This window comes from Bradyrhizobium sp. SBR1B (assembly GCF_014198205.1).
Lineage (GTDB): Bacteria > Pseudomonadota > Alphaproteobacteria > Rhizobiales > Xanthobacteraceae > Bradyrhizobium.
This window is the reverse complement of record NZ_JACIHC010000010.1, coordinates 138,922-163,009: the sequence shown is the minus strand read 5'-3', so window position 1 is coordinate 163,009 and position 24,088 is coordinate 138,922. Positions and strand designations below refer to the sequence as shown.

20 protein-coding genes are annotated in these 24,088 nt (G+C 58.0%); 2 read left to right on the top strand and 18 right to left on the bottom strand.

From position 1 onward, the window contains the following. Positions 1-30: 30 nt before the first annotated feature. The 10 genes from GGD61_RS24380 to GGD61_RS24335 all read right to left on the bottom strand — a co-directional run bounded on the left by GGD61_RS24380 (position 31) and on the right by GGD61_RS24335 (position 13,661). Positions 31-1,575: an aminoacyl-histidine dipeptidase gene (locus GGD61_RS24380; protein ID WP_183231313.1), complete on the bottom strand. Its 1,545-nt coding sequence runs from the start codon at positions 1,573-1,575 to the stop codon at positions 31-33. Positions 1,576-2,293: 718 nt separating this feature from the next. Continuing rightward, entirely contained in the window at positions 2,294-3,301 is a 1,008-nt protein-coding gene (locus tag GGD61_RS24375) for a transketolase family protein (protein WP_183231312.1), read from the bottom strand. Then, positions 3,298-4,137 carry a transketolase gene (locus tag GGD61_RS24370; RefSeq protein ID WP_183231311.1) on the bottom strand — a complete coding sequence of 280 codons (840 nt, stop codon included), beginning with the start codon at positions 4,135-4,137 and terminating at the stop codon, positions 3,298-3,300. Before GGD61_RS24370 ends, GGD61_RS24375 begins: the two co-directional genes overlap by 4 nt. A 435-nt stretch (positions 4,138-4,572) precedes the next feature. Beyond that, the gene (pyk, locus tag GGD61_RS24365; protein ID WP_183231310.1) at positions 4,573-5,988 is read right to left on the bottom strand and encodes a pyruvate kinase; all 1,416 of its coding nucleotides are present in this window, start codon (positions 5,986-5,988) and stop codon (positions 4,573-4,575) included. A gap of 60 nt (positions 5,989-6,048) precedes the next feature. After that, positions 6,049-6,834, bottom strand: a complete 786-nt coding sequence (locus tag GGD61_RS24360; RefSeq protein WP_183231309.1) for an SDR family NAD(P)-dependent oxidoreductase — start codon at positions 6,832-6,834, stop codon at positions 6,049-6,051. Between the two features lie 27 nt (positions 6,835-6,861). After that, complete coding sequence (locus GGD61_RS24355; RefSeq protein ID WP_183231376.1) at positions 6,862-7,884, bottom strand: TRAP transporter substrate-binding protein; 1,023 nt, start codon at positions 7,882-7,884, stop codon at positions 6,862-6,864. 60 nt (positions 7,885-7,944) lie between these two features. Further along, positions 7,945-9,795 carry a TRAP transporter large permease subunit gene (locus GGD61_RS24350; RefSeq protein WP_183231375.1) on the bottom strand — a complete coding sequence of 617 codons (1,851 nt, stop codon included), beginning with the start codon at positions 9,793-9,795 and terminating at the stop codon, positions 7,945-7,947. 112 nt (positions 9,796-9,907) lie between these two features. Then, positions 9,908-11,293 carry a four-carbon acid sugar kinase family protein gene (locus GGD61_RS24345; protein ID WP_183231308.1) on the bottom strand — a complete coding sequence of 462 codons (1,386 nt, stop codon included), beginning with the start codon at positions 11,291-11,293 and terminating at the stop codon, positions 9,908-9,910. Next, positions 11,290-12,567: a ribulose-bisphosphate carboxylase large subunit family protein gene (locus GGD61_RS24340; RefSeq protein WP_183231307.1), complete on the bottom strand. Its 1,278-nt coding sequence runs from the start codon at positions 12,565-12,567 to the stop codon at positions 11,290-11,292. The genes GGD61_RS24345 and GGD61_RS24340 overlap by 4 nt, the downstream gene beginning before the upstream one ends. A 146-nt stretch (positions 12,568-12,713) precedes the next feature. Beyond that, entirely contained in the window at positions 12,714-13,661 is a 948-nt protein-coding gene (locus GGD61_RS24335) for a LysR substrate-binding domain-containing protein (protein ID WP_183231306.1), read from the bottom strand. Between the two features lie 190 nt (positions 13,662-13,851). Between GGD61_RS24335 and GGD61_RS24330 the strand changes: the two genes are divergently transcribed. Next, positions 13,852-14,733, top strand: coding sequence for a 3-keto-5-aminohexanoate cleavage protein (locus tag GGD61_RS24330; protein WP_210311165.1), 882 nt, complete (start codon positions 13,852-13,854; stop codon positions 14,731-14,733). A 181-nt stretch (positions 14,734-14,914) separates the two neighbouring features. On the opposite strand, the gene GGD61_RS24325 is transcribed toward GGD61_RS24330, so the two are convergent. The 8 genes from GGD61_RS24325 to GGD61_RS24290 all read right to left on the bottom strand — a co-directional run bounded on the left by GGD61_RS24325 (position 14,915) and on the right by GGD61_RS24290 (position 23,125). Beyond that, a complete protein-coding gene (locus GGD61_RS24325) occupies positions 14,915-15,895 on the bottom strand; it encodes an aldo/keto reductase (RefSeq protein WP_183231305.1) in 981 nt (326 codons plus the stop codon). A 39-nt stretch (positions 15,896-15,934) separates the two neighbouring features. Further along, a complete protein-coding gene (locus GGD61_RS24320; RefSeq protein ID WP_183231304.1) occupies positions 15,935-16,783 on the bottom strand; it encodes an N-acyl homoserine lactonase family protein in 849 nt (282 codons plus the stop codon). Then, positions 16,780-17,259: a hypothetical protein gene (locus tag GGD61_RS24315; RefSeq protein WP_183231303.1), complete on the bottom strand. Its 480-nt coding sequence runs from the start codon at positions 17,257-17,259 to the stop codon at positions 16,780-16,782. Before GGD61_RS24315 ends, GGD61_RS24320 begins: the two co-directional genes overlap by 4 nt. Next, entirely contained in the window at positions 17,256-18,305 is a 1,050-nt protein-coding gene (locus tag GGD61_RS24310) for an aldo/keto reductase (RefSeq protein WP_183231302.1), read from the bottom strand. The genes GGD61_RS24315 and GGD61_RS24310 overlap by 4 nt, the downstream gene beginning before the upstream one ends. Before the next feature lie 53 nt (positions 18,306-18,358). Continuing rightward, entirely contained in the window at positions 18,359-19,399 is a 1,041-nt protein-coding gene (locus GGD61_RS24305; protein WP_183231301.1) for an aldo/keto reductase, read from the bottom strand. 63 nt (positions 19,400-19,462) lie between these two features. Next, positions 19,463-20,449, bottom strand: a complete 987-nt coding sequence (locus tag GGD61_RS24300) for a substrate-binding domain-containing protein (protein ID WP_183231300.1) — start codon at positions 20,447-20,449, stop codon at positions 19,463-19,465. A 92-nt stretch (positions 20,450-20,541) separates the two neighbouring features. Continuing rightward, positions 20,542-21,525 carry an ABC transporter permease gene (locus GGD61_RS24295; RefSeq protein WP_183231299.1) on the bottom strand — a complete coding sequence of 328 codons (984 nt, stop codon included), beginning with the start codon at positions 21,523-21,525 and terminating at the stop codon, positions 20,542-20,544. 58 nt (positions 21,526-21,583) lie between these two features. Then, on the bottom strand, positions 21,584-23,125 hold the full coding sequence (locus GGD61_RS24290; protein ID WP_183231298.1) for a sugar ABC transporter ATP-binding protein: 1,542 nt from the start codon (positions 23,123-23,125) through the stop codon (positions 21,584-21,586). 181 nt (positions 23,126-23,306) lie between these two features. On the opposite strand from GGD61_RS24290, the gene GGD61_RS24285 reads away from it, so the two are divergent. Beyond that, a complete protein-coding gene (locus GGD61_RS24285; RefSeq protein ID WP_183231297.1) occupies positions 23,307-24,026 on the top strand; it encodes a FadR/GntR family transcriptional regulator in 720 nt (239 codons plus the stop codon). Positions 24,027-24,088 lie beyond the last annotated feature (62 nt).

Genomic DNA, 24,088 nt, shown 5'->3' with positions numbered 1-24,088 from the left:
GATCAGTCCGCTGAGACGCGCGACGTCGCGCTAATCTCTGAGATTGCGGAGTATTTCCTTGAGAAGCCGCCAGATAGGCTCGACGGTGGTGTGATTGAGACGTTCTCGGGTCGTGTGCACGTCGAACGCTTCCGGTCCGATCGAGATCATGTCGATTCCCGGAATCTTCTTGTTGAAAAGACCTAACTCGAGGCTCGAGTGAGATACTTCAACGTGAGGTTTGGCCTTGAGCGTATCTTCAAACGCGCGGGCGGCGACCGCCAAGAGCTTCGAGTCCTTGTTGTAGGGCCACTCTGGGCAATCGGCAAAAGTAGTAACCTTTGTACCGCGCCCCATTAGCTGGGCCAGCCGCTCGATCCGTTTGAGGATGGCGTAGCGCCGCGAGCTGATCGCGCTCGGAATGGTCGAGAGGATCTCGACTTCCTCGTCGCTTGTCGACAACAGCGCAATGGTGTTCGAACTCTCCACCAGATTCGCGATTGTGAGGCTCATGCTTTGGACGCCGTTGGGCGTCAGCGTGATCGCCTGGACAACCGAATTGGCGGTAACATCCGAAAGGACGCGCTCCACGAGACCGTCGCTCGGCTCCAGACCGACCTCGAGCTTCGGGTCGCTGACGAAGAACTCCTTCTTGATATCTGCGGCGACGTTCCGGACGATCTCGCTCGCACGATCCACATCTGCCTGATGCAGAAGCAGGAGTGCTTCGGCGTCTCCCGGAATAACGTACCGGTTGACGCCTCCTTTGACCGATGCGAGGCGGACCGGCAGGTCGTCAAGAAGCGCACCGACGACCCGAGCCAGAAGGACGATCGCGTTTGCACGCTCCAGATGAATGTCGAACTCCGAGTGGCCGCTGCTCAGTCCCTTTACGAACAATCGCACCGCCGTCAAACCAGCCGGCGCCTTCTGCCATTCGGCCGGGATCCGAAAGCGCGCCGAGATATCGCCCGCGCAGCCGGCGAAGAGACTCTTGGGATCGTGCCAATTGAAATCGATTAACCGCCTTCCAGTGAGACGGGATGCGTCGAAGTGTTGAGCGCCTCCCTTTCCAACCTCTTCCTGGACGGTAAGCACGACCTCGAGCGGCGGATGTGGAATGTCCGTGGAGTCGAGTACGGATAACGCAAGCGCAACACCTACCGTGTTGTCTGCGCCGAGGGTCGTACCCGTGCCGTGAATGAAGTCGCCATCGATCCGCAGCTTGATGCCCTGTTTCGCGAAATCGTGCTCCACGCCCTCATCGCTCTCGCATACGATGTCGGTGTGACCGTGGAAGATGACTGGCGAGGCGTTCTCGTAGCCGATTGTTCCTGGCTTCTTGACCAGAATATTGTAAATGTCGTCCTGATAGCACTCGAGGCCACGATCCCGCGCGAAGCTGGCGATGTAGTCGCTGACCTGCTTCTCGTTATATGACCCGCGGGGAATGCGGCTGATCTCTTCGAAGTAGCGAAAGAAGACTTCCGGTTTGAGGTTCGCAAGGACTCCATTCTCGTCAGCTCTCACCGAGTGAGCGGCCGCGTCGGGACGTCGATCATTTACGGCTGTTGTTGCGGTCTGGTGCGCAGACATGAATTCCTCCCAGTGCCGGCGCCGTCGTGCATTGCGGTCGCCCTCATGCTTCCGACGATAAGAAATACGATCAGCAGATCAAACGAATTGCGCGCTTCATTGAGTGAACTGTCCTCATGCAAATGCCGGTTTCAAGCGGAGAGTCGATCGAGGCGCCAGTTGACAGTTACGTTCACAATCTCCCAAACGCCTGCCGTCACCGTCTTTACCGGCGCTAGATCAGTGAAACGGCTGTTAAACGCGGCAAATAGCGTCGGCACCTGCAAAGAAACCCGCTGTCGAATAACACTTGCCGAGATAAATGCCGATCTTCCTCGCTCGCCTGGCTTGTCGATAAGCACGCGAGAGATTCGGGCTGGCTTCGACAACAAACATGCGAATCGCAGGCTATCTGATTGGCTTCCTGGACCCTTGTCTCCACGCCAAGCAGAATGCCAAATGCCTGGGCGACCGCCGACAGACGCGTCCGCTATAAGCACGAAAGTCTTCAATTGCGGGAACGCTAAAGCTCCCTAGCTTGCGAGGATAGGTCTATGGCCGCGAGCGCCAGGATCCCCTGGGGGCTACCTGCCGCGCGGGTTTGGACCTAGGCTTGCCGACCAAGCGAACCTGTCACAATTCGCGGTCTGCTCATTTGGAGACTCCGTATGGGCAGACCTAGGGGACTCGTTCAAGGTCGACAAGCCTGACTCGCGTCCTCGCACGTGATACGTGGCCGTCACAGCCAGGACTTGACGCTGCTAACGATCGAATCCGTCGAAATTCCATATCGATCGTGAAGCGTAGGCAAGGCGCCAGCCGCAAGGAATTCGTCCGGCAGGCCGATCATGTGGAATGCGGGATGCACACGTTCCCTCATCAGAACAGCGGCGACAGCTTCGCCAAGTCCGCCAATGATCGTATGGTTCTCCGCGACGACGACGACTCGCCCCGGCTTTCTACAAGCGGCCACAATGGTCTCGACATCAAGTGGCTTGATGGTCGGCACGTGGAGGACTGACGCGCGAACACGATCTGTTTCAAGTTTTTTTGCTGCTTCTAACGCCCGCATCGTGAGTAGGCCGGAAGAGATGATGAGGACGTCATCCCCGCTTCGCAAGTGCTTCGCTCTTCCAAGTTCGAACTTGTAGCCGTATTCGTCAAGCACGAGCGGCACCTGCCCTCGCAACAGACGCATATAGACGGGGCCATGATGCGCCGCCATGGCAGGCACAACCTGCTCAATTTCCAGAGCATCGCATGGATCGATAACCGTCATGTTCGGCATCGCGCGGAACAGTGCCAGGTCTTCCGCCGCCTGATGACTTGGGCCGTATCCGGACGTGAGCCCTGGTAGTGCGCAGGCTATCTTCACGTTACGATCTTCTTCGGCAATGGTCTGATGAATGAAATCATAGGCGCGCCGAGAAGCGAACACAGCGTAAGTCGTCACAAACGGCATAAAGCCCTCTGCGGCGAAACCGGACGCGCTGCCGAACAACAGCTGCTCAGCCATGCCCATCTGATAGTAACGGTCCGGAAATTCCTTCGCGAACACATGGAGATCGGTATATTTGCCGAGGTCAGCCGTCATCCCAACGACCTCGGGACACCGACGCGCGAGTTCGATCAAAGCATGGCCGAACGGCGCGGACCTTGTTGGTTGTCCCTCTGCGGCAATCGAAGCGATCATTGCCGATGTCGTAAGGCGCTGCTTCGACGTAGTGGTGTTTGATGTCACCTTCATGGCTGGCTCCCATCCTGCAGCGCTGCGAGCGCCAGTTTCCACTCGTTCGCATCGACGCGCATGAAATGATTCCGCTCACGCGCCTCAAGAAACGGCACGCCCTTTCCCATGACGGTATCGGCGATAATCATTCGCGGCACGGCTCCCTCGTGCGTCTTTGCCGCATCGAATGCCGCAACGACGTCATTGAGATCGTTCCCGTCCACACGCTGAACGAACCAGCCGAATGCTCGCACTTTGTCGACCAGGGGCTCAAAGCCCATCATTTGGCCGGAAGGGCCATCCGCCTGCTGGTTGTTGACGTCAACCACGGCAATGAGATTGTCCAACTTGTAGTGGGCAGCGGACATCATAGCCTCCCACTTCGATCCTTCATCGAGCTCGCCGTCAGAGAACAAGGTGTAGACGAAGCTGTCGGATCCTTTTCGCTTCAATCCAAGGCATCGACCGACTGCGATGGTAAGACCGAGCCCTAACGAACCGCCCGACATTTCCATCCCCGGCGTGTAGCTTGCCATGCCGGACATCGGCAGACGGCTATCATCGAAGCCGTAAGTCTCCAGCTCCGCCTCAGGAACAATGCCCGCCTCAATCAACGCGGCGTACAGTGCAATTGCATAGTGGCCGTTGGAGAGAAGGAAGCGGTCGCGCCCTTCCCACTCTGGCTCTTCCGGCCGATATCGCATGGAGTGGAAGTAGGCTACGGCCAACACGTCGGCGATGTCCAGCGCTTGAGCGATATAACCCTGCCCCTGAACTTCGCCCATTCGGAGCGCATGGCATCTGATGCGGCGAGCTCGTTCGTGCAGTGAAACATTGTGACCTTGAACCGTCATGTCGCTGGATCCTTGTTGTTGCGGAAGGCGCGAAACGCGCGTTCCTGTCGAACAGCGAACGAGACGAGGCAAACGGCGGTCCTCCGTTGCGCACTCGATCTAGGCGCTTCTCCGATTCACGCGGTTCTTCGGCACGCGGTATTTACCAGCATTATAAGCCCGAGCGAATACAGCAAAAGAATTAGTTTGGCATTTAGGTGACCTCAATTCATCTGTCTCGAAACTCGCCGGTGACCTGAGCTTCGAGGCAAGCCATACCGCGGCGCTAGGATCGCCACTACCGCCATCACGGCAGTGAAGCGGCTTCGCCAGCATCGGGAGCTCGGCGCGCAAGCAGACTAGGACGTCGAATCGCGGTAACCGCGAAGGCTAAAGCGCGGTCATGACTGCAGGCGCATCCTACTTTCGGCTCGCGACGCAAGCGGCCAGGACAGCTCATGTCACCCCAATTACGCGGATGTTATTGGTGGTTCCAGCCTGTGCGAATGGAATTCCCGCAACTATAACTACGGTATCCAAGGTTTGCGCGAACTGATTGTCAACCGCAGTAGAGACGGCCCGAGACACCATCTCCTCGTAGTCGCTTACGTCGGTTGAAGACACGCTGTGCGTTCCCCAGAGCAAACAAAGCCGACGGGCGGTTTCCATACTTGGAGTCATGGCAAGAAGGGGAACATCCGGGCGGCGACGGGCAATGCGAGCCGCGGTCGTGCCTCCCGACGTGTACACGACGATGGCTGCCGCACGGATCGCCGACGCCAAGCCCGCCGCGGCCGCGGCCACCGCGTGTGGCGGCGTTTGCTCCTCGTCGGGACGCAAGGCATCGACGATGGACCGATACATCTTGTGACGTTCGGTGCTGCAGATGATGCGCTCCATCATCTCCACCGCCTCGCACGGATATCGGCCGACGGCAGACTCCGCTGACAACATCACTGCGTCGGCTCCATCGTAAATGGCGGTGGCGACATCGGACGCTTCCGCGCGCGTCGGCGTCGGCGTCGAGACCATAGAATCCAGCATTTGGGTGGCTACGATCACAGGCTTTACCGCCAAGCGACAGGCTCGCACCAGCTCCTTTTGACGGCCTGGGACGTCTTCGTGGGGAATTTCCACGCCGAGATCACCGCGCGCCACCATGACCGCGTCGGACAGGCCGATGATGTCATCGATCCGATCGAGCGCAGCCGGCTTCTCGATCTTCGCAATGAGCCCTGCCCGATCTCCGATGAGCCCCCTCGCCTCGAGGACATCTCCTGGTCGTTGCACAAACGACAGCGCGACCCAGTCGACGCCAAGCCGAAGACCGAAGTCGAGGTCCGCTCGGTCTTTTGCGGTGAGTGGAGACACGTCGAGGATTGTGCCCGGCAGGTTAACGCCCTTGTGGTCGGAAAGCCTCCCGCCAATGATCACCTCGGCTTCGAGACTGTTGCTGAAGAGCGACTTGACGCGAACGCGCAGGCGACCATCGTCGATTAGCAGGTCGTGACCAGGTGCCGCCGCCGCAAACACCTCGGGATGCGGCAACGGGATAGCAGTCCGATCGCCAAGTGTGCCTTCTTGAACAAACCGAATGGCCTCACCTGCGGCTATCGTCAAGCTCCCATCACGCAATGTGCCGAGCCGGATCTTCGGCCCCTGGAGGTCCAGCAAGATGCCTATGGGCCGGCCCATCTCGAGTTCAAGAGCGCGTATCGCAGCGTGCACCTTGGCGTGATCCTCCCTTGCCCCGTGACTAAAATTGAGGCGGAAGGTATCGACCCCAGCCTCGAACAACGTCCGGAGCATCTCAGGCTCGCAGGATGCTGGCCCGACGGTTGCTACGATTTTCGCTCGGCGGCTTCGGCGCACGTGAATAGCCTCCCAATGATAAGGGGCTCGCTCCTAACGAAGCGGCCACGCAATGACCAACTAGCGCGGTGGCGTCTTGTCAGGCCCGAACATCAGGCCAGCCTCACGGAATCCACCGTCGACGTTCAACGTGTGGCCGTGGACATACCTGCTCTCATCCGAGGATAGAAAGACTGCTGCGTCGGCGATCTCTTCAGGAGTTCCGTAACGGCTCATTGGAATGAGATATTCATAGGCTCGACGGGTTGCCGGGTCGTGCGCGGTCTTGGCCATCTCGGTTTCAATTGCGCCGGGAGCGATGTTGTTGACGTTGATGCGGTACTGAGCAAGTTCGACCGCCATGACCTTTGTCAGCAACTCCAAACCGGCTTTTGCTGCACCATACGCACCCCGTCCATTCCCGCCGCGCTGCCCCGAGAGCGACGCGATATTTATGATCTTGCCACCACGGCCCTGCTTGACCATCTGGCGCGACACTGACTGCGCCACGATGAACGCCCCCGTCAAATTGATCGAGATCATACGTTGCCAATCCTGGAGCTTGATATCGAGGAATGGCGTATTGCCGCCAATTCCAGCGTTATTGATCAGGATATCCATTCCCCCGCAGCGACGGACCATTTCGTCCATCAGCTCGCTTACCGATCCCTGATCCGCCACGTCTACGCGCAGCCCCAAGTGATCCCGGTCGGCATGTTCGAGAGCGCTCGCCGCGGCCTTCGCGCCATCGAGGTTGAGATCCGCGATTACAATGCGTGCTCCCTCTCGCGCCAAGGCCTTTGAGATCGCAAAGCCGATGCCCCGCGCCCCTCCGGTGACGAGCGCCACCTTGTTGTTCAATCTCATATCAGTCTAGCTCCCGTTTCTTCGTCTTCACGTCAGTTTCCCGGTGGTGCGCTCAAGCGTCGTCCACAGCTCCTCGCCGTATTTGGTCCGCCATTCCTTGTAAAAGCCGGCCGTGCGAAGTGCATCGCGGAAAGCGCCGACGTCGGGCTCATTGAAGATCAGGCCTTTCTTTGTCAGGTCACCGCGCAACGACGTAGCCAGCACGGCCATATCCTTCCGCTCGGCCATCGCAGCATCGTTGATGGCCGTAGCGATGATGTCGCGAAGATCCTGCGGGAGAGCTTCCCAATTCCGTTTGTTGGCCACGCAGAAGAACGCATCCCACATGTGGCCAGTCAGAGCGCAATATTTCTGAACTTCGAACAGGTTGGCAGTAAAGATGTTGGCTAGCGAGTTTTCCTGCCCGTCGACGATCTTGGTCTGAAGCGCAGAATAAAGCTCGCTGTAGTTGATGGCTGTCGGAGCGGCACCGAAAGCCTGGAACATAGAAGTCCACAGTGCGCCGACGGGTACGCGGATCTTGACACCCTTCAGATCCGCCGGGGTATTGATCTGCTTTGTGCTGGTCGTGATGTTGCGAAAGCCATTGTCCCACATCTTCGCCATCGGCACGAGGTTCGCCTTGCCAATGTTGGTTCGCAATGCATCGCCAAGCTCTCCATCCATCGCTTTCCAGACGGCATCGTAGTCCGGAAAGATGAATCCCAACCCGTAGATCGATGCTGAAGGAACGATCGTCGAGAGCACGTTGATCCCGGAATTGAGAAACAGATCGAGCCCGCCGGCCCGAAGCTGCGAGAGCATGTCCGTGTCGCCGCCGAGTTGGTTGTTGGGAAACACGTTGATTTCGACCCGGCCCTTCGTTTCAGACAACACGCGCTCGGCCGCTTCGCGGGCACGCGCCGTGATCGGGTGCGATTCGGCGAGGTTGAACCCCCATCGGAGCCGAAACTCGGCAGCCCGCGCCGACTTGAGCGGCAATCCCACACCGGCGGCCAACGCTACCGACGCAGCTCCCTGCAATAACGTCCTGCGATCAACCTTCTTCATCATTCCCTCCAAATGTTTTTACGTGCTTGTTTAGAGTTCACTTGCCGCGCGCCCAAGGACTTATAAGAATCCCGTTGATATCCAGGGGATCGCCGCAACGATCACAAGCCCAATCAATAAGGCCAACATGTAGCCAAGGATCGGCCTCATCCCGGCATCCGGATTTACCCGGCTAATTGCGCACGCGGCGTAGTAGCCGACTCCAAACGGCGGCGCGAAGAGACCCACGCCCATCGCCAATATGACAACCATCGAATAGTGAACGAGGTTGATCCCGAGGGCCTGCGCAATTGGGAAAAGCAATGGACCAAAAAGGACGATGGCTGGAATACCTTCGAGCACACTGCCGAGTATGACGAAGGCCAGGATTGAGACTGCCATGAAGCTTATTGACCCGCCCGGCAACTGCTTCATCGCCACCGCGAGAGAGCGAGAGAATCCTGATTGGGTCAGGCTCCAAGCCATAGACGTCGCGGTGCCGATGATGAAGAGGATCGCGCCGGACAGGCTCGCCGTCTCCACGAGCATCGGCTTGATTCGCCGCCAGTCGAACTGCCTGTAGAATAGAGCGCCAATGATGATCGAGTAGAATATGCCAATTGTTGAGACTTCAGTGGCGGTCGCCACACCTTCGATGACAGCGGATCTGATGACGAACGGCAGAGCTATTGCCGGCACCGCCAGCAGGAATGTCTTGCCGATTTCCTTTGCTGAGGCGCGGCGGGCGAGGCTGCGATCCTCGCTGCGGTATCTCCATGCGATAACGCAACAGAGGGTGATCGCCAGGATGACGCCAGGAAGTAGTCCACCCGTAAATAGAGCAGCAATGGAAACACCGGTGACCGAGCCGATTGTTATGAGAACTATGCTGGGCGGGATTGTCTCTGTTTGAGCACCTGTCGCGGCCAGCAGCGCGACGAGATCGCCTTCCTTAGCGCCTCGACGCTTCATTTCCGGGAACAAGACTGGTGCCACCGCGGCCATGTCGGCGGCCTTCGATCCGGATATGCCTGAGACGAGATACATCGCTCCAACGAGCACGTACAACAAGCCACCACGCACGTGACCTAACAGGCTGGCAAGGAACGCAACCATGGCTCGCGCCATGCCGGTCATCTCGATGAGCTGACCGAGAAACACGAACAATGGGACCGAAAGCAGGATCAGATGGCTGACACCTTCGTCGATGCGGCCGACGATAATGAGCGGCGGAGTTCTGGTCGTAAGCATGAGATAGCCGAACGTTGCCAGACCAAAGGAAAAGGCGATCGGTACGCCCGTGAAGACGGCGCAGGCCACTACAACCACGAAGAAGACGATGAGATTTGCGTTTCCGAGAGGCGTAAAGAGAGGCTTAAGCAGCCAAAATACCATAACTATAAGCGCAACGAAGGCGAGCGCACTAACGACCTGTCTAGCATCACCGAGCCGCACGAGGCGAAAGAGTGCGAACATGCCCATCAAGCCGAAGCCGACAGGAACGGCAGATGCTCGCCATGCGTTGGAGAGATCCATCGCCGGAGTTCTAACGATGGCCTCCTCGAGTGCATACTCGAGCGCAGCCGGGAACAGTAGGACGACGAGGCACAGCGATGCGGCCAGCGCGATTGCATCGAGGTGAGCCCGCATTCGGGGAGACACGTACGCGAATAGCGCCGTCATTCTCATGTGCTCGCCGCGTCGCAACGCTATGGCGGACCCTAGCATTACGAGCCAGAGAAACAGCATAGAAGCCAGCTCGTCCGACCAAATGATGGGCTTGAGGAAAACGTACCGTGCCATAACTCCCGCAAACAGGAGCAGAATCTCGGCCGTAAGCAGGATGCTGACAAAGGCCTCAAGGATGCGGCCAAGCAACCTGTCGACGCCGCCAGCGATCGTATGCAGTACGTTTTGCTGTGAGCTCTCCATCTCCCCCACCAAGAGCGTACGCGCGGTCACGGCGCCCGAGGCGTCCTGCACAGCTGCGACGCTTGGAGCGATCGTTCGGACACGCATCGGCATCCTCCCTTTTGCGTTCTTATCAAACCCTGCCCAGCCACCCGCGCTTGAAGAACTCTTCATCGCCCAGTTGACCGCCTTTGAATGCAACCTGAAGCCCGTCCAGACGCCCGCGTATCGATCTTGCTCGACACAGTGGGACGCCCGGGCTTAAGCGAGAATCAATTTCAAGGGCATCGATGTCCAGCAGCTGTGCAACCTGGCTTGACGTATCGCCGCCCGATAACAGCAATCTCTTTAAGGGAACCTTTTTAAGGATATCACGGACGAGCTGACCCACTTTCCGGCCAAGATCTCTACCCCCTTCGTGCTTGGCCAACTCGCGCGACATACCGCCACTAACGAGCATATCGATCATCCTTCCGATCCGCGGATCATCGGAGCCACGAGCGGTATGCAATATGACGCTGCGGCCTTCTTTGAGCAGCGCGACGGTACGTTCGACGATTTGCCCCGCGAGTGCCTCATGTCCGCTATCCTCGAGTAGAGCAGCAGCGTCCAGTGGAACCTCTGCAAATCCAGCGCGCACGGCGGCATTGATCTGTAACGCTGTCATTGGTGAGGCACTACCCGACACGGCCAGCACCTGATCGACCGAAGCCGGGTCACCGTAGGCGCTGGAGGGGGGAGGAATCTCACCGGCCTCCTGCCACCATTGTGTTAGGGCATACTCCACACCCGACGGCCCCAGCACAAATGTGCTTCCGTCAACCCCGGCCCATTCAGCGACAAGCCGGCCGACTTGTGTAAGCTGCGCCGAGTTCGCTGAATCGAGCAGGATGGCGTCGGCGCCGCCCTGTAGCAAACCCTTAAAATACCGGGCGGCCGCTTCATGCCCCTGGTCTAAGACGGGATAGGTCAGCTTTTCGATCCTGAGCGCCTCCTGGCCCGCAATATGAAGGGCCAGATCGCTTTCGTTCATGGGCGTCACGGGGTGAACACTCATGACCGGGTGCCTATCGATGCGATAGATATTCCCGTCCGTTCCTGACCGAGCAAACAGATGTCCAAAAAGACAGTACCTTTGAAGCGAAGGAGTCCCGCCGACAATCGGAACTGGATCGCCGAAGATAGACCTTGCGATCTTGATCACCCGACCGATGCTACCAATCTCGGGCGAGCTGTCAAAGGTTGAGCACACCTTGTAGTGAACAATGGGCGCACGGAGAGATGCGAGGTAACGTAGATCCTTCTCTAGATGCTCGTTCATCTCTAGGGGAGACATGCTGCGGCTCACTCCGGCGAGGCCGACTACGTCGATGTCCCCGAAATGCTCCAAGACATCAGGGCTTGGAGGCCGGAGAAAGAGAGCAGCGCGGAGTCCAGCAAATGCTACGACTTCAAGCGCATCCGTCGATCCAGTAAAATCGTCACCGTAGAATGCCAACCGGTAGCGAGGTTGCGTCACGTTACGTCCCCGAACTTGGATAGCGCGAGTTGAAGCGCGGTATGTGATTTTGCGTATTCGGCCGCGGGCACACCCTGGACCGCCGCTTCCCAGGCTTCGCGCAAGCTCGAAACTCCGTCAGCGATGCCGGCCGGATGCCCCATGATTCCGCCGCCAGCAAGATGCATGAGATCTACGCTTCGCAGACGCTCGAATGTGTCTCCGGCCTGCCCGGCCCATTGTCCCGAGGAGAAAACAGGCATCATCGGCTTCACCGACGAGAACGCAGCGAGACATGAACGTGCAGAAAGGATGACCGAATCGTCCGGCTCCCAAAATTTACTCCGTAGACCATTGACGTGCAGATGATCGACGCCCGTCAATCGCCACAGCTTTTGGAATGCCAGGAAATCGAAGCCGAGCCATGGATGGCGGGTAAATAGACCCCATCCATTGCGATGACCGTGAATCGGAAGATCCGTATAAGTTCGCAGGTGTTCAATTGCGGAGAAGCCGCACCAATTGACGCTGACCATCACGCACGTTCCACCCGCCTGTAACACCAAATCATGGCGACGTCGCATGTCGTCGACCGAACCACTGATATTGATCGCGTACATCGGCTTACGCCCCAAGCGGTCGGCATGCCGTTCGATCACAGGAAAAACCGCCTTCAAACGCTCCTCGAACGGCGCGTAAGGCGGGTCGGCGATTAACTCGTCATCCTTGAGAAAATCGATGCCGGCTTCGCAGATCTTGTCGACCAGCGCGGCAGTGTCGGATGGAGACATACCAATAGATGGCTTCAAGATCGTACCGATGAGCGGCCGACCAAAAACGCCGGCCAGACGTCGGGTGCCGTCAACGCCGAACTTCGGCCCCGGAAAGCCGGCGGCGTAACCAACCGGAAGGTTGATGTCGAGAAGCCGAAGCCCGGTGATCTCGCCGAGCTCGAATAGATTGCCAGCTACCGTCGCCAAGAGCGTCGGGATATTGCAGCCGACGTTATCGATCGGAAACGCGATTTCCACCTCGCCGCGCCGAAACGCCGTTGGTTTCTGCCTTCGCTCGAAGAAGGCGCTATGAAAAGTCGGAGTGTCGACGGATGGCAGCTCTGTCACCCGAAGCACCCGTGCGCGCGATCGCTTTTTCAGCTCGTCTGTCTCGCCGGGCAACGAGAGAAACGTCCCGCTCGACTGCTCGCCCGCGATGACTTCCGCCGCCTTCTCGAGACTATCGCCGGTCTCGACCAGGTAACGCGCCGTGAATTCGGATCGCGGTTTGTCGCTGCGCATTGTGACGCCCTGCTGCGTTTCTTCCCGGAGTTCGTCTCATTCCTCCGCACGACTGAAGAACCGTTTCGGATGAAGGACGATAACATCTTCACCTCGGCTAGGGCCGGCCGGCAAACGATATTCGTGAAGCGACCCGTGAGGAAAACTCACAGAGATCCGGATTTTGAGGGCCTCGAGCGCCGTTCTGTGCCCCTTGCGTCACCCAGCATGGCACAGCTTTTCACAGTGGCGGACATTTCGCGCGTGAGCCATTGGGAAACCGCCCTACTCTCGGGGCGAGTTGCGACATGTGGCGCCGTCCAGAGCATCAAAGTCCGTTTTCCTGGGATGCTCCCGAAGGGCGCTACCAGTCGCCCACTGTGAATTTCCTCAAGGACGAACATCGTCGGGACCAGCGCCAAGCCAAGTCCACATAGCGCCGCCTGGATGAGAAGATAGAAATGATCATAGGACTCTTGAATGCGGACATCTTGCTTCAACCGCATTTCCTCGAGCCAATCTGCCCAGGCCTCCGGGCGCGTCCGCGTACCCAGCAGTCGGCAGTCAGCGATATCGCTCAGAGCATGGAGGTTGTTGGCCTTTGCGTAAGAGGCTGCGCAAACGGGGGAAATCCACTCTCGCGCAAGCTCCTTGAGAACCACCTCACGCGGCGGCGCGATGGTGCTGGAGCGGATGGCGATACTGACCTTGTCACGGATGAAATCCACTTGATCGTAGTTCAGGTTGAACTGGAGCTCGATGCCCCGATGAGCTTCGTGAAAAGCCGCAAGGCGAGGAATCAGCCAATACATCATGATGGTTGCGGAACAAGAAACCGTCAGCGGTCCCGGCAGTATCTGCTCTACGCTCGCGTCGATGAGACTGAATGCACCAGATAGCCCTTCCGCCAGTCGAATACCCTCGGGGGTCGGATCTGTGGAGGAAGACCCTCGAACCAAGAGCGGCACCCCGAGCAGATCCTCGAGCGAACGGATGTGCCGGCTAATCGCTCCATGCGTGACGGATAATTCGAGCGATGCGGCGGTCATGCTGCGCAATCGCGCCGTTGCCTCAAAGGCACGCAGCGCATTGAGCGAAGGCCTGGGACGCACCATCTGATACCCCGAAAGCTCAAAGTTTAGCCGTTGTGAGCTTTTATCACAAGGGGGCTGCTAAAAGTCGTTTGGCCGTTCTGCGTCGGAGCCATAGTCTTGCTTCGCCGAAAGTCGTCCATGGCTGGTCCATCCGAAGGAAGCGCCATGCACGCAAGCTCGAGCACCGGCGGCAGTTCGCGAGAGACACCTGATGATGAGAAAGATGATCGTCGAAGCTCGCGTGAACGAATACGCGATGCGGGATGGAAACCCGAATGTGCCATGGACGGCGGATGAAATCGCCGAAACAGCGGCCCGTTGTCGCGAGGCCGGCGCCTCGATCCTGCATTTTCACGCCCGAGCTGATGATGGCGCGCCCCTTCACACGGCTGAGAAGAACGCGGAGATCATTCGCAAGGTCAGGCAGAAATGCGACATACTGATACTGCCGACGCTTGGCTTTTTTGCCAACGATACCGACCCGAACGCGCGCATCAATTGCATTCTTGAGCTTGCCAAGGATCCGGAGACCAAACCCGATATTGTCCCCATAGACACCGGAAGTAGCAATCTCGACGTGTTCGATCGCGACAAGCTCGTGTTCGAGCATTCCGATCGCATCTATGAAAACCGCACTTCCGCCGTGGAGCACTATTTTCGCTCCCTCAAATCGGCCGGCGTTAAGCCGAAGATGACCTGCTGGTCGATAGGGTTTGTTCGTCGCGCGATCGCATTTATGGAGATGGGGCTTGTAGCAGCTCCGGGTTACTTCCTCCTCAACATGACCGACGGCCCCTATCTCACAGGACATCCCGGAACGCTCGAAGGATTAGACGCATTCTTACCGTTCTTACCAAAGCACATTCGGCACAGCTGGACTGCCAATATCGTTGGCGGAAACTTGTTGGTTATGTGCGAAGGCGTAGCCAGGCGCGGCGGGAACATAGCTCCAGGCATCGGAGACTATCCCTACATCGAATATGGCAATCCGACGAACGAGGAGCTCGTCCATCGGACATGCATCATCGCAAGGGGCTGCGGGCGCGAGATTGCGTCTCCTGATGACGTTCGCGAGATGCTTGAGATTAATTGAAGCCGATTCTGCTGGTCGTCTTCAGCTACCGACCACTAACTCAAGTCCAACCAGCCTCGCTCCGCTCTCTCAAGGTCTCTCCCTGACTGTGCCGGGATCTCGTCGATCCCGGCACATTTTTTTAAATCGCTTCGCCTCTAACCTGCCGAGCGCTTCCATCGACGTGGAACTCGGGTCTGTTTCACTTCAAGCCGACGACTCGGTGAGGCACATAGCCCGCTTCCAGCCGCGCAATTTCCTCCGATGTCAGCTTCAGACCTAAGGCCGCGATTGCATCGTCTAAGTGCTGAGGCTTCGTCGCGCCGATGATCGGCGCCGTTACGCCATCTTTTCCGGCTACCCAGGCGAGAGCGATATGCGCTGGTGCTACTCGACGCTCCGTTGCGATGTCAGAAAGCACGTCCACAATGCTCCGGTCGGCCGCCTCAGCGTGTCCGTAGAACTGCGACGTTACATTATCGGTCTCGGAACGGGCACTCTTCTCAGTCCAGGGGCGGGTAAGGCGCCCGCGAGCCAGTGGACTAAAGGTAATCACGCCGACACCTTCGTCGCGGCATAGCGGCAGCATCTCGCGCTCCTCTTCTCGGTAGAGGAGATTTAAGTGACATTGCATCGACACGAAACGTGCCCAAGAATTAGCGTCGGCCCGATAGAGCGCTTTGGCAAATTGCCAAGCATAGGTGTTGCTGGCACCGATGTAACGGACCTTGCCGCTCCGCACGAGATCGTTCAACGCTTCCAGCGTTTCATCGATCGGCGTGTCGTTGTCCCAGAAATGGATCTGGTACAGATCGATATAGTCGGTGCCGAGCCTCCGGAGACTGGCTTCCGCTTCGGCAAGAATCGCCTTTCGCGAAAGGCCCATGCCGTTTGGCCCCGGCCGCATGCGGCCGTAGACCTTCGTCGCGATCACGATCTGGTCTCGCGGCACCATTTCATTTAGAAGTTTGCCGACGATCTCCTCGCTCGTACCGTCTGAGTACACGTTGGCCGTATCGAAGCAGTTGATTCCGCAGTCAAGGGCCTTGTGTATGAACGGCCGGCTCTCGATCTCACCGAGCGTCCAAGGATGATTTCCTCGCTCCCCTACTCCGTAGCTCATACAACCCAGTACGATTCGAGAAATCTTGAGGCCCGAGCGGCCCAAACGCATGTAGTCCATGAGCGATACCCTCGCTGTCTTGCCAGACCCTGAGCCGTTTCAAAGCGTCGCGATATCGGTAATTCGAAGTCCGCGATCGCTCACCCGAGACGGGAAATGGTCTTTGAGCCTTTCCTCATGGACGGGTACGAGCCGAAGCATGTCGCCGCCGACGCTGGCGAGCATCTCTTCCGCCGTGAGAATTAGATTGGTTTGACTTCCCGTCGCAAGTCCTGGCGGCACGAAGCATGGATCATCCCGATCACCTCCGTGCAGGTTTTCGTACGTGTAGACAACGTCTCCGGTAAGAACCCATCGGTCCTCAACGCTTCCGCCGTTGCGGACCACCACGTACTGCGAACCTGCCGTGTGCGTGTCGAAGGCGGGAAGAAGATCGATATTCGGCAGAACGTCGTGCGACGCACCGTCCAGCACGACCAAGCGGTTCTTCAGTCCGAGATCTACGAGTTTCAATATATCGGCAGGATTGATGCCGCCGAGGAGCGATCGAAAACGACGTCCCTTGGACATAGCCCAGACCCAACTCTCGATCTCGCGCTTCTGGATGTAGAACTTGGCGTTCGGGAAGTAGTCCAGCCCACCCATGTGGTCGAAATGAGCGTGTGTGAGGAACACATGCTGCACATCTTCGGGACGAATGCCGACCGCTCCCAGGACCTCAGAAGGTGGGGTCCAGCCGATGACGCCGATGGAATTGGCGATCTCGCCTCCGAAGTCTGATTGATCGTAACCAGTGTCAACCAACGCGACCGTTTCGCTGCTGCGCAGGAGCACATAAGCAAAAGGCAGGTTAACGCTTCCACTGTTGTGCCGGCCGTATAACACCCCACTTATCGGATGTTTGGGGCTCGCTGCGTATTCGAGCACAGTGATGGCATATCTCGTCATTCGGAGGCTCCAATCAGAAGATCAGCACCAAGATTGAGTTGGCCACAGCACTGCCGCAGGTCGATCAAGCCGCCGCCAGCCGTCGGGCTCGCCCGACGCAGATGTCCCCAGGCCTTTGACAGCAAATGCGCCTCGCTCGTGGGCCGATGGGGCGCCAGGGCCGCCCGCGTCGGCAGCAGCAGATGCGCCGCCCGCTCTACATGATAATGCTCGTGCCGCCGCTGCAGCGGCACCCGAACCGATGCAAGAACATCGTACACACGATCCGAATCGCCGGCGTCAGGCCTGCTTACGTCCTCCAGGTGCGACCTCCCGATAAAGTCCGCGAGAAGACGAACAGAGCGGTCAGTCACGACATCGCGCAGATAGCCGACGACAGGCCCCATGAGGATATCGTATTCAGCAACCGCCGAACCCGGCGTTACGCCCTCGAAGGGATCGTCGGCACGGAACTGTACGCCAACAAACCCGCTCACGAGGATCGCCCGTCTTCAGGAACCGGAGCATTCGATGGGATCAAGTTGAAGTTCCTCAAGTCCTGCCAGAGAGCCGCGGGTATCCGCGCCGCGACAGCGTGGACGTTCTGGGTGACTTCGCTTGTCGACTTGGCGCCCTGAACCACGGTGGCCACGGCAGGGTGCGCTTGCACGAACTGCGTGGCGACGGTCGGTAAGTCGACGCCGTGTCGCTCGCAAACCTTCTCGATTGAACGGACGCGCTCCAGGATAGCGCTCGGGACCTGTTGGTAGTCATAAGTCGATGCCGCCGCCTTCGATCCAGCGGCGAGGATGCCCGAATTGTAGATGCCGCCCGCAATTACTGAGACATTTCGAGTTCGCAGTTCCTCGAAGTGCCCATTGAGTGGCGCGTGGTTGAGAAGCGTATAGCGACCCGCGATCAACGCACAGTCAATTGGGAATTCACGCGCGACTCCAACGACGGATTCAGTCTCATTGACCCCCAACCCGACCGCACCGATAGCATCCGAACTCTTCAGCTCCTCAAGAGCGCGGTATCCGCTCTCGCGGAGTTGGTTCCAGTAAAATTCTGCTTGGTCGCCATGCCATGCGCGCCCGACGTCGTGGACCAGAAGCACATCAATATAGTCTAGGCCCAAACGCTGCTGACTGTCCTCAAACGAGCGCATCACACCGTCATACGTGTAGTCATAGGTGTCTCGAAACGGATATGGATCAACCCACTCGATGCCGTACACGGTGTCGAGCTTCGGTGTTCGGCTTGCGGGCTTGAGCACACGGCCGCACTTCGTGCTCACGACCACCTGATCGCGAATGCGGAGGTCCCGGAGAGCACGGCCAAGGAAATGCTCCGCCTTTCCGAGACCGTACATCGGCGCGCAATCGAAATAGCGGACGCCGAGATCGAAGGCTGCCTTAACGACAGCTTCGAAGTCGGAATAGGGCACTGCGACATTGAATCCCGAAAGAGGCACCGTCCCGAGCCCTGCGGATGTGACGGACACTTTAGTGCGGCCGAGAGTTCGTTTGTCGAGCGGAATCATCGCTCTTCTCCTTGCTTGTCTTGGCTAATTCAGCTGGACAGAGCCCCTGAGTCCTAATCCGGTAGAGGGGCTTCTTTAGGGATCAAACCTCCGCTCTTGAGTTCGATCCAGAAGGCTTGAGGAATCGGCGCCGCTACCGAGGCGACGTTTTGCTCCACATGCGCTGTCGTGAGCGCGCCCTGAACCACCGATGTCACGGCCGGATGCGCATAGACGAACTGGGAAGCAGCATTGGCGAGCGCGACATTGTGACGTTCACAAACAGCTTCCAGCGCCTTTACGCGCTCCACGATGGATTCGGGAGCCGCCTGATAGTCATAGGTCCGCGTTAACGCGTTACCTCGACTACCCTCCGCTAGAATCCCCGAATTGTAGACACCGCCGGCGATAATGCCGATGCGGCGGCGCTGGACCTCGGGAAAGAAGTCAGTCAGTGGCGCATGGTTGAGAAGCGTGTAACGCCCTGCGACGAGCGAGCAGTCCAGATTGAATTCGGCGGCCACCTCGAGCACCGAAGCTGTCTCGTTTACACCGAGGCCAATCGCCTTGACCGCCCCCGAGTGACGGAGTTCGTCGCAGGCGCGGTACCCGCTCTCGCGCAGTTGCCGCAGATAAAGGGGATACTTGTCCTGGTGCCAGACTCCGCTGACATCGTGCAGGAAGAGAATGTCGATGTGGTCGAGACCGAGGCGCTGCTGGCTATCCTCGAAGGATCGCATGATGCCATCGTAACTGTAATCGTATTCGTCGACGAAGGGCAGCGGATCTACCCAATCGATCCCGTAGAGACTTTCGGCGCGCTTTGAACGGCTTTCCGGCTTCAACAGCCGACCCGCCTTGGTGCTTACCACGACCTCGGGGCGAATACCGTGAACACGAAGGACGTGGCCGAGGAAATGCTCCGATTTCCCGAGACCATAGAGTGGAGCAACATCGAAATAACGTACGCCTTGCTCATAAGCCTTCAGGACGACAGCCTCAAAAGTCTCAAAGCTGACTGGAACGCCGCACCCGCCCAATGGCGATGTGCCAAGACCAAGCGACGTCAGATTCACGCGCCCATTTGGAAGGGCTCTCTTTTGCAGAGTCGTCATATTCAACTATCCCACCTAAAAATCAGTGCGCACGCGGCTCTCACCGCGTGCGCACGATGTGCATCACATGTATTTTGCGACGTTCGAGGAATCCAAGATAAGCCAGGGAACGACGTAGTCCTTCTGAGTTCCGCCCTTCCACTCCATCAAAGAATCCCAGACCTCGGAGCGGGGTTTGTAGCTGTCCCCCTTGACGGCATGCAGGGCGAGATCGACTGCGCCCTGCCCCTCTGCACGGGCGTATTTGTAGAGCGTTACGGTCATTTCGCCTTTCTGAACCGCGCGCTTTCCGTCGGGGATGCCATCGATTGCGAGCACCGGAACGGACTTGAAGTCGACGTGTGCACTCTTCATCGCCTCGATTGCGCCAAGCGCCATCTCGTCATTTTCGGCGAGTACCGCGTTGATTTGACCGGGATGCGCGAGCAACCAATTCTCCATGAGCGACTGCCCTTCGGCGCGGCTCCAGTTGCCCGACTTGCTGGCAATTAACTTGAGCTTTGGGAACTTGGCCAAGCCGGCGTCGATGCCGGCCTTGCGCTCGATCTGCGCCGATTGACCGATCGGACCTTCCATCAGCACCACGTTGCCACCATTCGGGAGTAGCTTGCCTAACTGGTCCCCGATGATACGGCCGCCTTCCGTGTCGTTGACGATAATCGACGCGGTATAGTTCTTCGATGCTGTTTTCAGGGCCGATACGATCACCGGAATGCCAGCAGCGACGGCTTTGTCGATTGCGGGGGCCGACGCCTGCAGATCGAACGGCGACATAATGATGGCATCGAACTTTTGGGTAATGGCCGTATCGATCTGGTTCGCTTGAACGAGAGGATCGTACTTGCCATCAAAGATTGTGACTGCGACAGAACCGTCCTTGACTGCTGGGTGGTTCTGAATCTCGCTGGACCAGGCCTTCATGTACTCGCCGGATTCTCCGAACGATAAAGCGGCGATCCGTGTCTTACTTTGAGCAAAAGCCGTACCGGTCGATAGAATAATTGCAGCAGCGGCGAAACTCGCCATTGTCGATCTACGCGTAACCTTCATCGTTTCCTCCGATTGATGTGGTCAGTCACTTAATCCGCCCAGCCCGGGCGTTACAGCCGTTTGTCATCGTCTGTAATGGTCTTCGCAAAGTATCACTTGCGAAATTGGTCAAGCATCACGGCGACGACAATGATCGCCCCCTTGAGAAGCTGCTGGTAGTAGGAAGACACGCCCATCAGATCCATGCCGTTGTTGATCGTCCCGATGATGAGTGCGCCGAACAACGTCCCGACCAGCGAGCCGCGGCCTCCTGCGAGACTTGTCCCGCCGATCACCACGGCCGCAATCGCATCGAGTTCGTAGCCGATGCCCGCCTGTGGAAGTGCGGCAGTGGTACGGGAAGTAAGCACGAGGCCAGCGAGCCCCGCGAGAAGGCCCGAGATAACGTAGGTGGATGCAATGACACTGCGCGTGGAGATGCCGCTTGTCTTAGCAGCCTTGTCGTTGCCTCCCACGGCGTACACGTAGCGCCCGAAAGTCGTATAGGAGAGCACGACCCAGCCGGTGGCGAACACAAGAAACAGAATCAAGACAGGTACGGGAACGCCCGCAACGCTGCCGCCGCCGATCCAGCGATAGGACTCGGAAAGATTGGGAATAGGACGCCCCTCGGAGAATATCAGGGTCAAGCCGCGAGCCATGCTCAGCATTCCGAGTGTGGCAACGAAGGGAGGAACGTTGAAGGTCGTCACAATGACGCCGTTCAGCAAACCCAATGCCGCGCCCGTTCCCAGCCCGGCCAAAACCGCCCAGAGAACGAAATGCTGGTTGGTCGAGGTCACGAGGCTTGCCGCGATCATGCCCGCGAGGGCCATCACTGAACCGACGGAAAGGTCAATACCCTTTGTCAGGATAACGAAGGTCACTCCGATCGCCAAAACGCCGTTGATCGACGATTGCCGCAGCAGGTTTACCCAGTTCAGCCACGTCATGAAGTACTCGTTGGCCACCGCGAAGAACGCCGAAATGACCACGAAAACAATGACGATACTGAACGATTTCAGGTATGGTCCAATAACCGCGATGCTTTTGGATCGGGCACCCGCCGCGACGTTGGTTATTACGTTGGCCACCATATCCACTCCTTGCTTCGATCGCATGCGCAGGCCGTTTCTTGAAAAGCCGCCGGTCCGCTCAACTGGCTAGATCTGTCAGCATTTGTTGGGTCGTCTCGTGCCCGTCGACGACGTGATCGAGTCGTCCTTGCCGAAAGACGGCAATGCGATCGCTGATCTGAAGGATCTCCGGCGCTTCGGATGAGACGACGAGCACACCGTTACCCTTGGCCGCGAACTCGCGGAGAAAGGCATAGATCTCTTGTTTTGAGCCCTCGTCGATTCCACGTGTTGGCTCGTCGCATATCAGAAGACGCGGATTGGTCAGCAAACAGCGTGCGAAAACCACCTTTTGCTGGTTTCCGCCGCTAAGTGTCTCCACAGCGACATTTGGCGATGCCGCCTTGATCCGATGTAACCGCATCATCCGATCAGTCGCAGCTGCCTCCGCCTTGCGGCGGACAAATCCGCTGACGGCGCGAAGCGTCAGTGATGACAGGGCAATATTGTGTGCGATGGAGGCGCAAAGAACGAGGCCGGTATCCTTCCGATCCTCGGGAACCATAGCCATGCCTTGTTGGATGCACTTCTTGGGATTACCCGGATCGACCCTTTTCCCGTCAAGGAAGACATCCCCGGCGGTCGGCGCGTGGATGCCAAAGATCGTCTCCAAAAATTCAGTCCGACCCGAGCCAAGCAGACCGTAGATGCCCAGGACCTCTCCTGCAGCGACGCTCACCGAGATGTTCTTGAAGTGGGATCCGCGCGACAAGGAGCGGACTTCGAGCAGGATCGGCGCGCCTTCGTTAGGCTTGCCCTTTTCGACCGTCTTGATCTCGTGGCCGACGATCTGAGTAACGAGATGATTGCGATCGATCGAGGAAATTGCCCCGCTCTCGATAAATCGACCATCACGGAAAACCGTGTATTCGTCCGCGATCTCGAAAATCTCGGTTAACTTGTGCGAGACGTAGATGACAGCGGATCCACGCGCTTTGATCCGCTTCAGAGCGTTGAAGAGGATGTGCACCTCGTGCTCGCCGATGGCCGAGGTCGGCTCGTCCATGATGACGATGTCCGCGCGGTGGCTAAGTGCCTTCGCAATCTCGACCAGCTGGATCTGTGCAAGGCTTAAGTCTCGCATGCGAGCGCCGACCGGCACGTCGAACTCGAGGTCATCCAGAAGCCGTTTTGCGGCCTGGCGCATCTTCGGGAAGTCCACCAAAAGACCGCCAATCTTCGGCTCCCTCCCCAAGTAGATGTTCTCGGCCACCGTCATTTCGGGAACCGGAGACAATTCCTGAGTGATGATGGTGACGCCATGCCGCAAGGCATCCGCAGCACTCCTGAAATCGACAGCCACCCCGTCGATACGAATGTTGCCTTCGTCGCGGTGCAGCAAACCCATTACGATGTTCAGGAAAGTGGACTTGCCGGCGCCGTTACCGCCGCAGAGTGCGTGAACGGTGCCGCGCTTGAGGACGAGCCGCCCATCGCGAAGGGCCGGAACACCATTGAAAGACTTCGCAATCCCGTCCGCCACCAACAACGGCTCGTCGCGTAGCCCTAGGTCAACGTTCTTTCCATGACCTTCCGGATTTGACCCGGTCAACAAAAGCATCGGTTCCTCCCGCGGCGTCTTGATCGCGCCTGCGTGAAGATATGAGGTCATACCTTATACCTATTGTCAACAGAGATCATACCTCCTACCTTGTGGATGCTGGCTTGTTTCGTATGGTCGCGCGGCGACTTATTTGTTGGCTTCGTGGGGCAAAGGCCAGAAATTAGACTGCGAGCGACCGATGGAGCGGATGGAAACCAAAAAACTACCCACGCGTGTCGAAGTCGCGTTGAATTACATCACGGGTGAGATCGCCAACGGCAACCTAAGTCCCGGCGACAAGCTGCCCAATGAAAAAGAACTCGCAGAGAAGCTTGGCATAAGCCGCACCCCCATCCGCGAGGCGATGAAGACGCTTGCGGTCTCGGGCCTGATTGAAACTCGGCATGGGCACGGCAACTATATCCGGAAGGATGAAGGCACCGCTGTGATGCCGCTCATGATGTTTCAGCTCTATCTTCAAGACTCTTCACCTGAGATGCTGATGGAGCTGCGGTACATTTTCGATCGGAACTGCGCTGAGTTGGCCTCGATAAGACGCACCGACCGTGATCTAGAAGTCATGCGAGAGAGCATCGATCGCCTGAAGGCTCTCTCCGAGGATCCTCATTCGCCGATCGACAAATTGTTGGAAGCCGATCTCGACTTCCACCGCGCAGTCTATGCGGCAGCAGGCAACAAGCTCATCGTGGTGATCGCCGATTTCGTTTTGAACATGGTTGCGCCCTGGATCCGCAAATCGCTGGAGGTCAGCGGACGCTACCGCGCGGTGGGATTACACGAAAAGATGTATGCAATGATTCGCGATCAGAAGACCGGCATGCTTAGTCGGGAAAGTGTGGAGGCGAATATGGAGCACTTCATGTCTTCCCTGAAGATTCCCGCGGCGCAGCGCTTGTGACAAGCTCGATCCAGGCAAGGCTCCGGCCCAACAAGCTTACATTTACGAGACAGCTTCGCCTC

Coding starts and splice junctions, on each gene's coding strand:
- GGD61_RS24380 (WP_183231313.1), bottom strand. CDS start 1,575: ATGTCTGCGCACCAGACCGCAACAACAGCCGTAAATGATCGACGTCCC.
- GGD61_RS24375 (WP_183231312.1), bottom strand. CDS start 3,301: ATGAAGGTGACATCAAACACCACTACGTCGAAGCAGCGCCTTACGACA.
- GGD61_RS24370 (WP_183231311.1), bottom strand. CDS start 4,137: ATGACGGTTCAAGGTCACAATGTTTCACTGCACGAACGAGCTCGCCGC.
- GGD61_RS24360 (WP_183231309.1), bottom strand. CDS start 6,834: ATGAGATTGAACAACAAGGTGGCGCTCGTCACCGGAGGGGCGCGGGGC.
- GGD61_RS24355 (WP_183231376.1), bottom strand. CDS start 7,884: ATGAAGAAGGTTGATCGCAGGACGTTATTGCAGGGAGCTGCGTCGGTA.
- GGD61_RS24350 (WP_183231375.1), bottom strand. CDS start 9,795: ATGGAGAGCTCACAGCAAAACGTACTGCATACGATCGCTGGCGGCGTC.
- GGD61_RS24340 (WP_183231307.1), bottom strand. CDS start 12,567: ATGCGCAGCGACAAACCGCGATCCGAATTCACGGCGCGTTACCTGGTC.
- GGD61_RS24335 (WP_183231306.1), bottom strand. CDS start 13,661: ATGGTGCGTCCCAGGCCTTCGCTCAATGCGCTGCGTGCCTTTGAGGCA.
- GGD61_RS24330 (WP_210311165.1), top strand. CDS start 13,852: ATGATGAGAAAGATGATCGTCGAAGCTCGCGTGAACGAATACGCGATG.
- GGD61_RS24325 (WP_183231305.1), bottom strand. CDS start 15,895: ATGGACTACATGCGTTTGGGCCGCTCGGGCCTCAAGATTTCTCGAATC.
- GGD61_RS24320 (WP_183231304.1), bottom strand. CDS start 16,783: ATGACGAGATATGCCATCACTGTGCTCGAATACGCAGCGAGCCCCAAA.
- GGD61_RS24310 (WP_183231302.1), bottom strand. CDS start 18,305: ATGATTCCGCTCGACAAACGAACTCTCGGCCGCACTAAAGTGTCCGTC.
- GGD61_RS24305 (WP_183231301.1), bottom strand. CDS start 19,399: ATGACGACTCTGCAAAAGAGAGCCCTTCCAAATGGGCGCGTGAATCTG.
- GGD61_RS24300 (WP_183231300.1), bottom strand. CDS start 20,449: ATGAAGGTTACGCGTAGATCGACAATGGCGAGTTTCGCCGCTGCTGCA.
- GGD61_RS24295 (WP_183231299.1), bottom strand. CDS start 21,525: ATGGTGGCCAACGTAATAACCAACGTCGCGGCGGGTGCCCGATCCAAA.
- GGD61_RS24290 (WP_183231298.1), bottom strand. CDS start 23,125: ATGCTTTTGTTGACCGGGTCAAATCCGGAAGGTCATGGAAAGAACGTT.
- GGD61_RS24285 (WP_183231297.1), top strand. CDS start 23,307: ATGGAGCGGATGGAAACCAAAAAACTACCCACGCGTGTCGAAGTCGCG.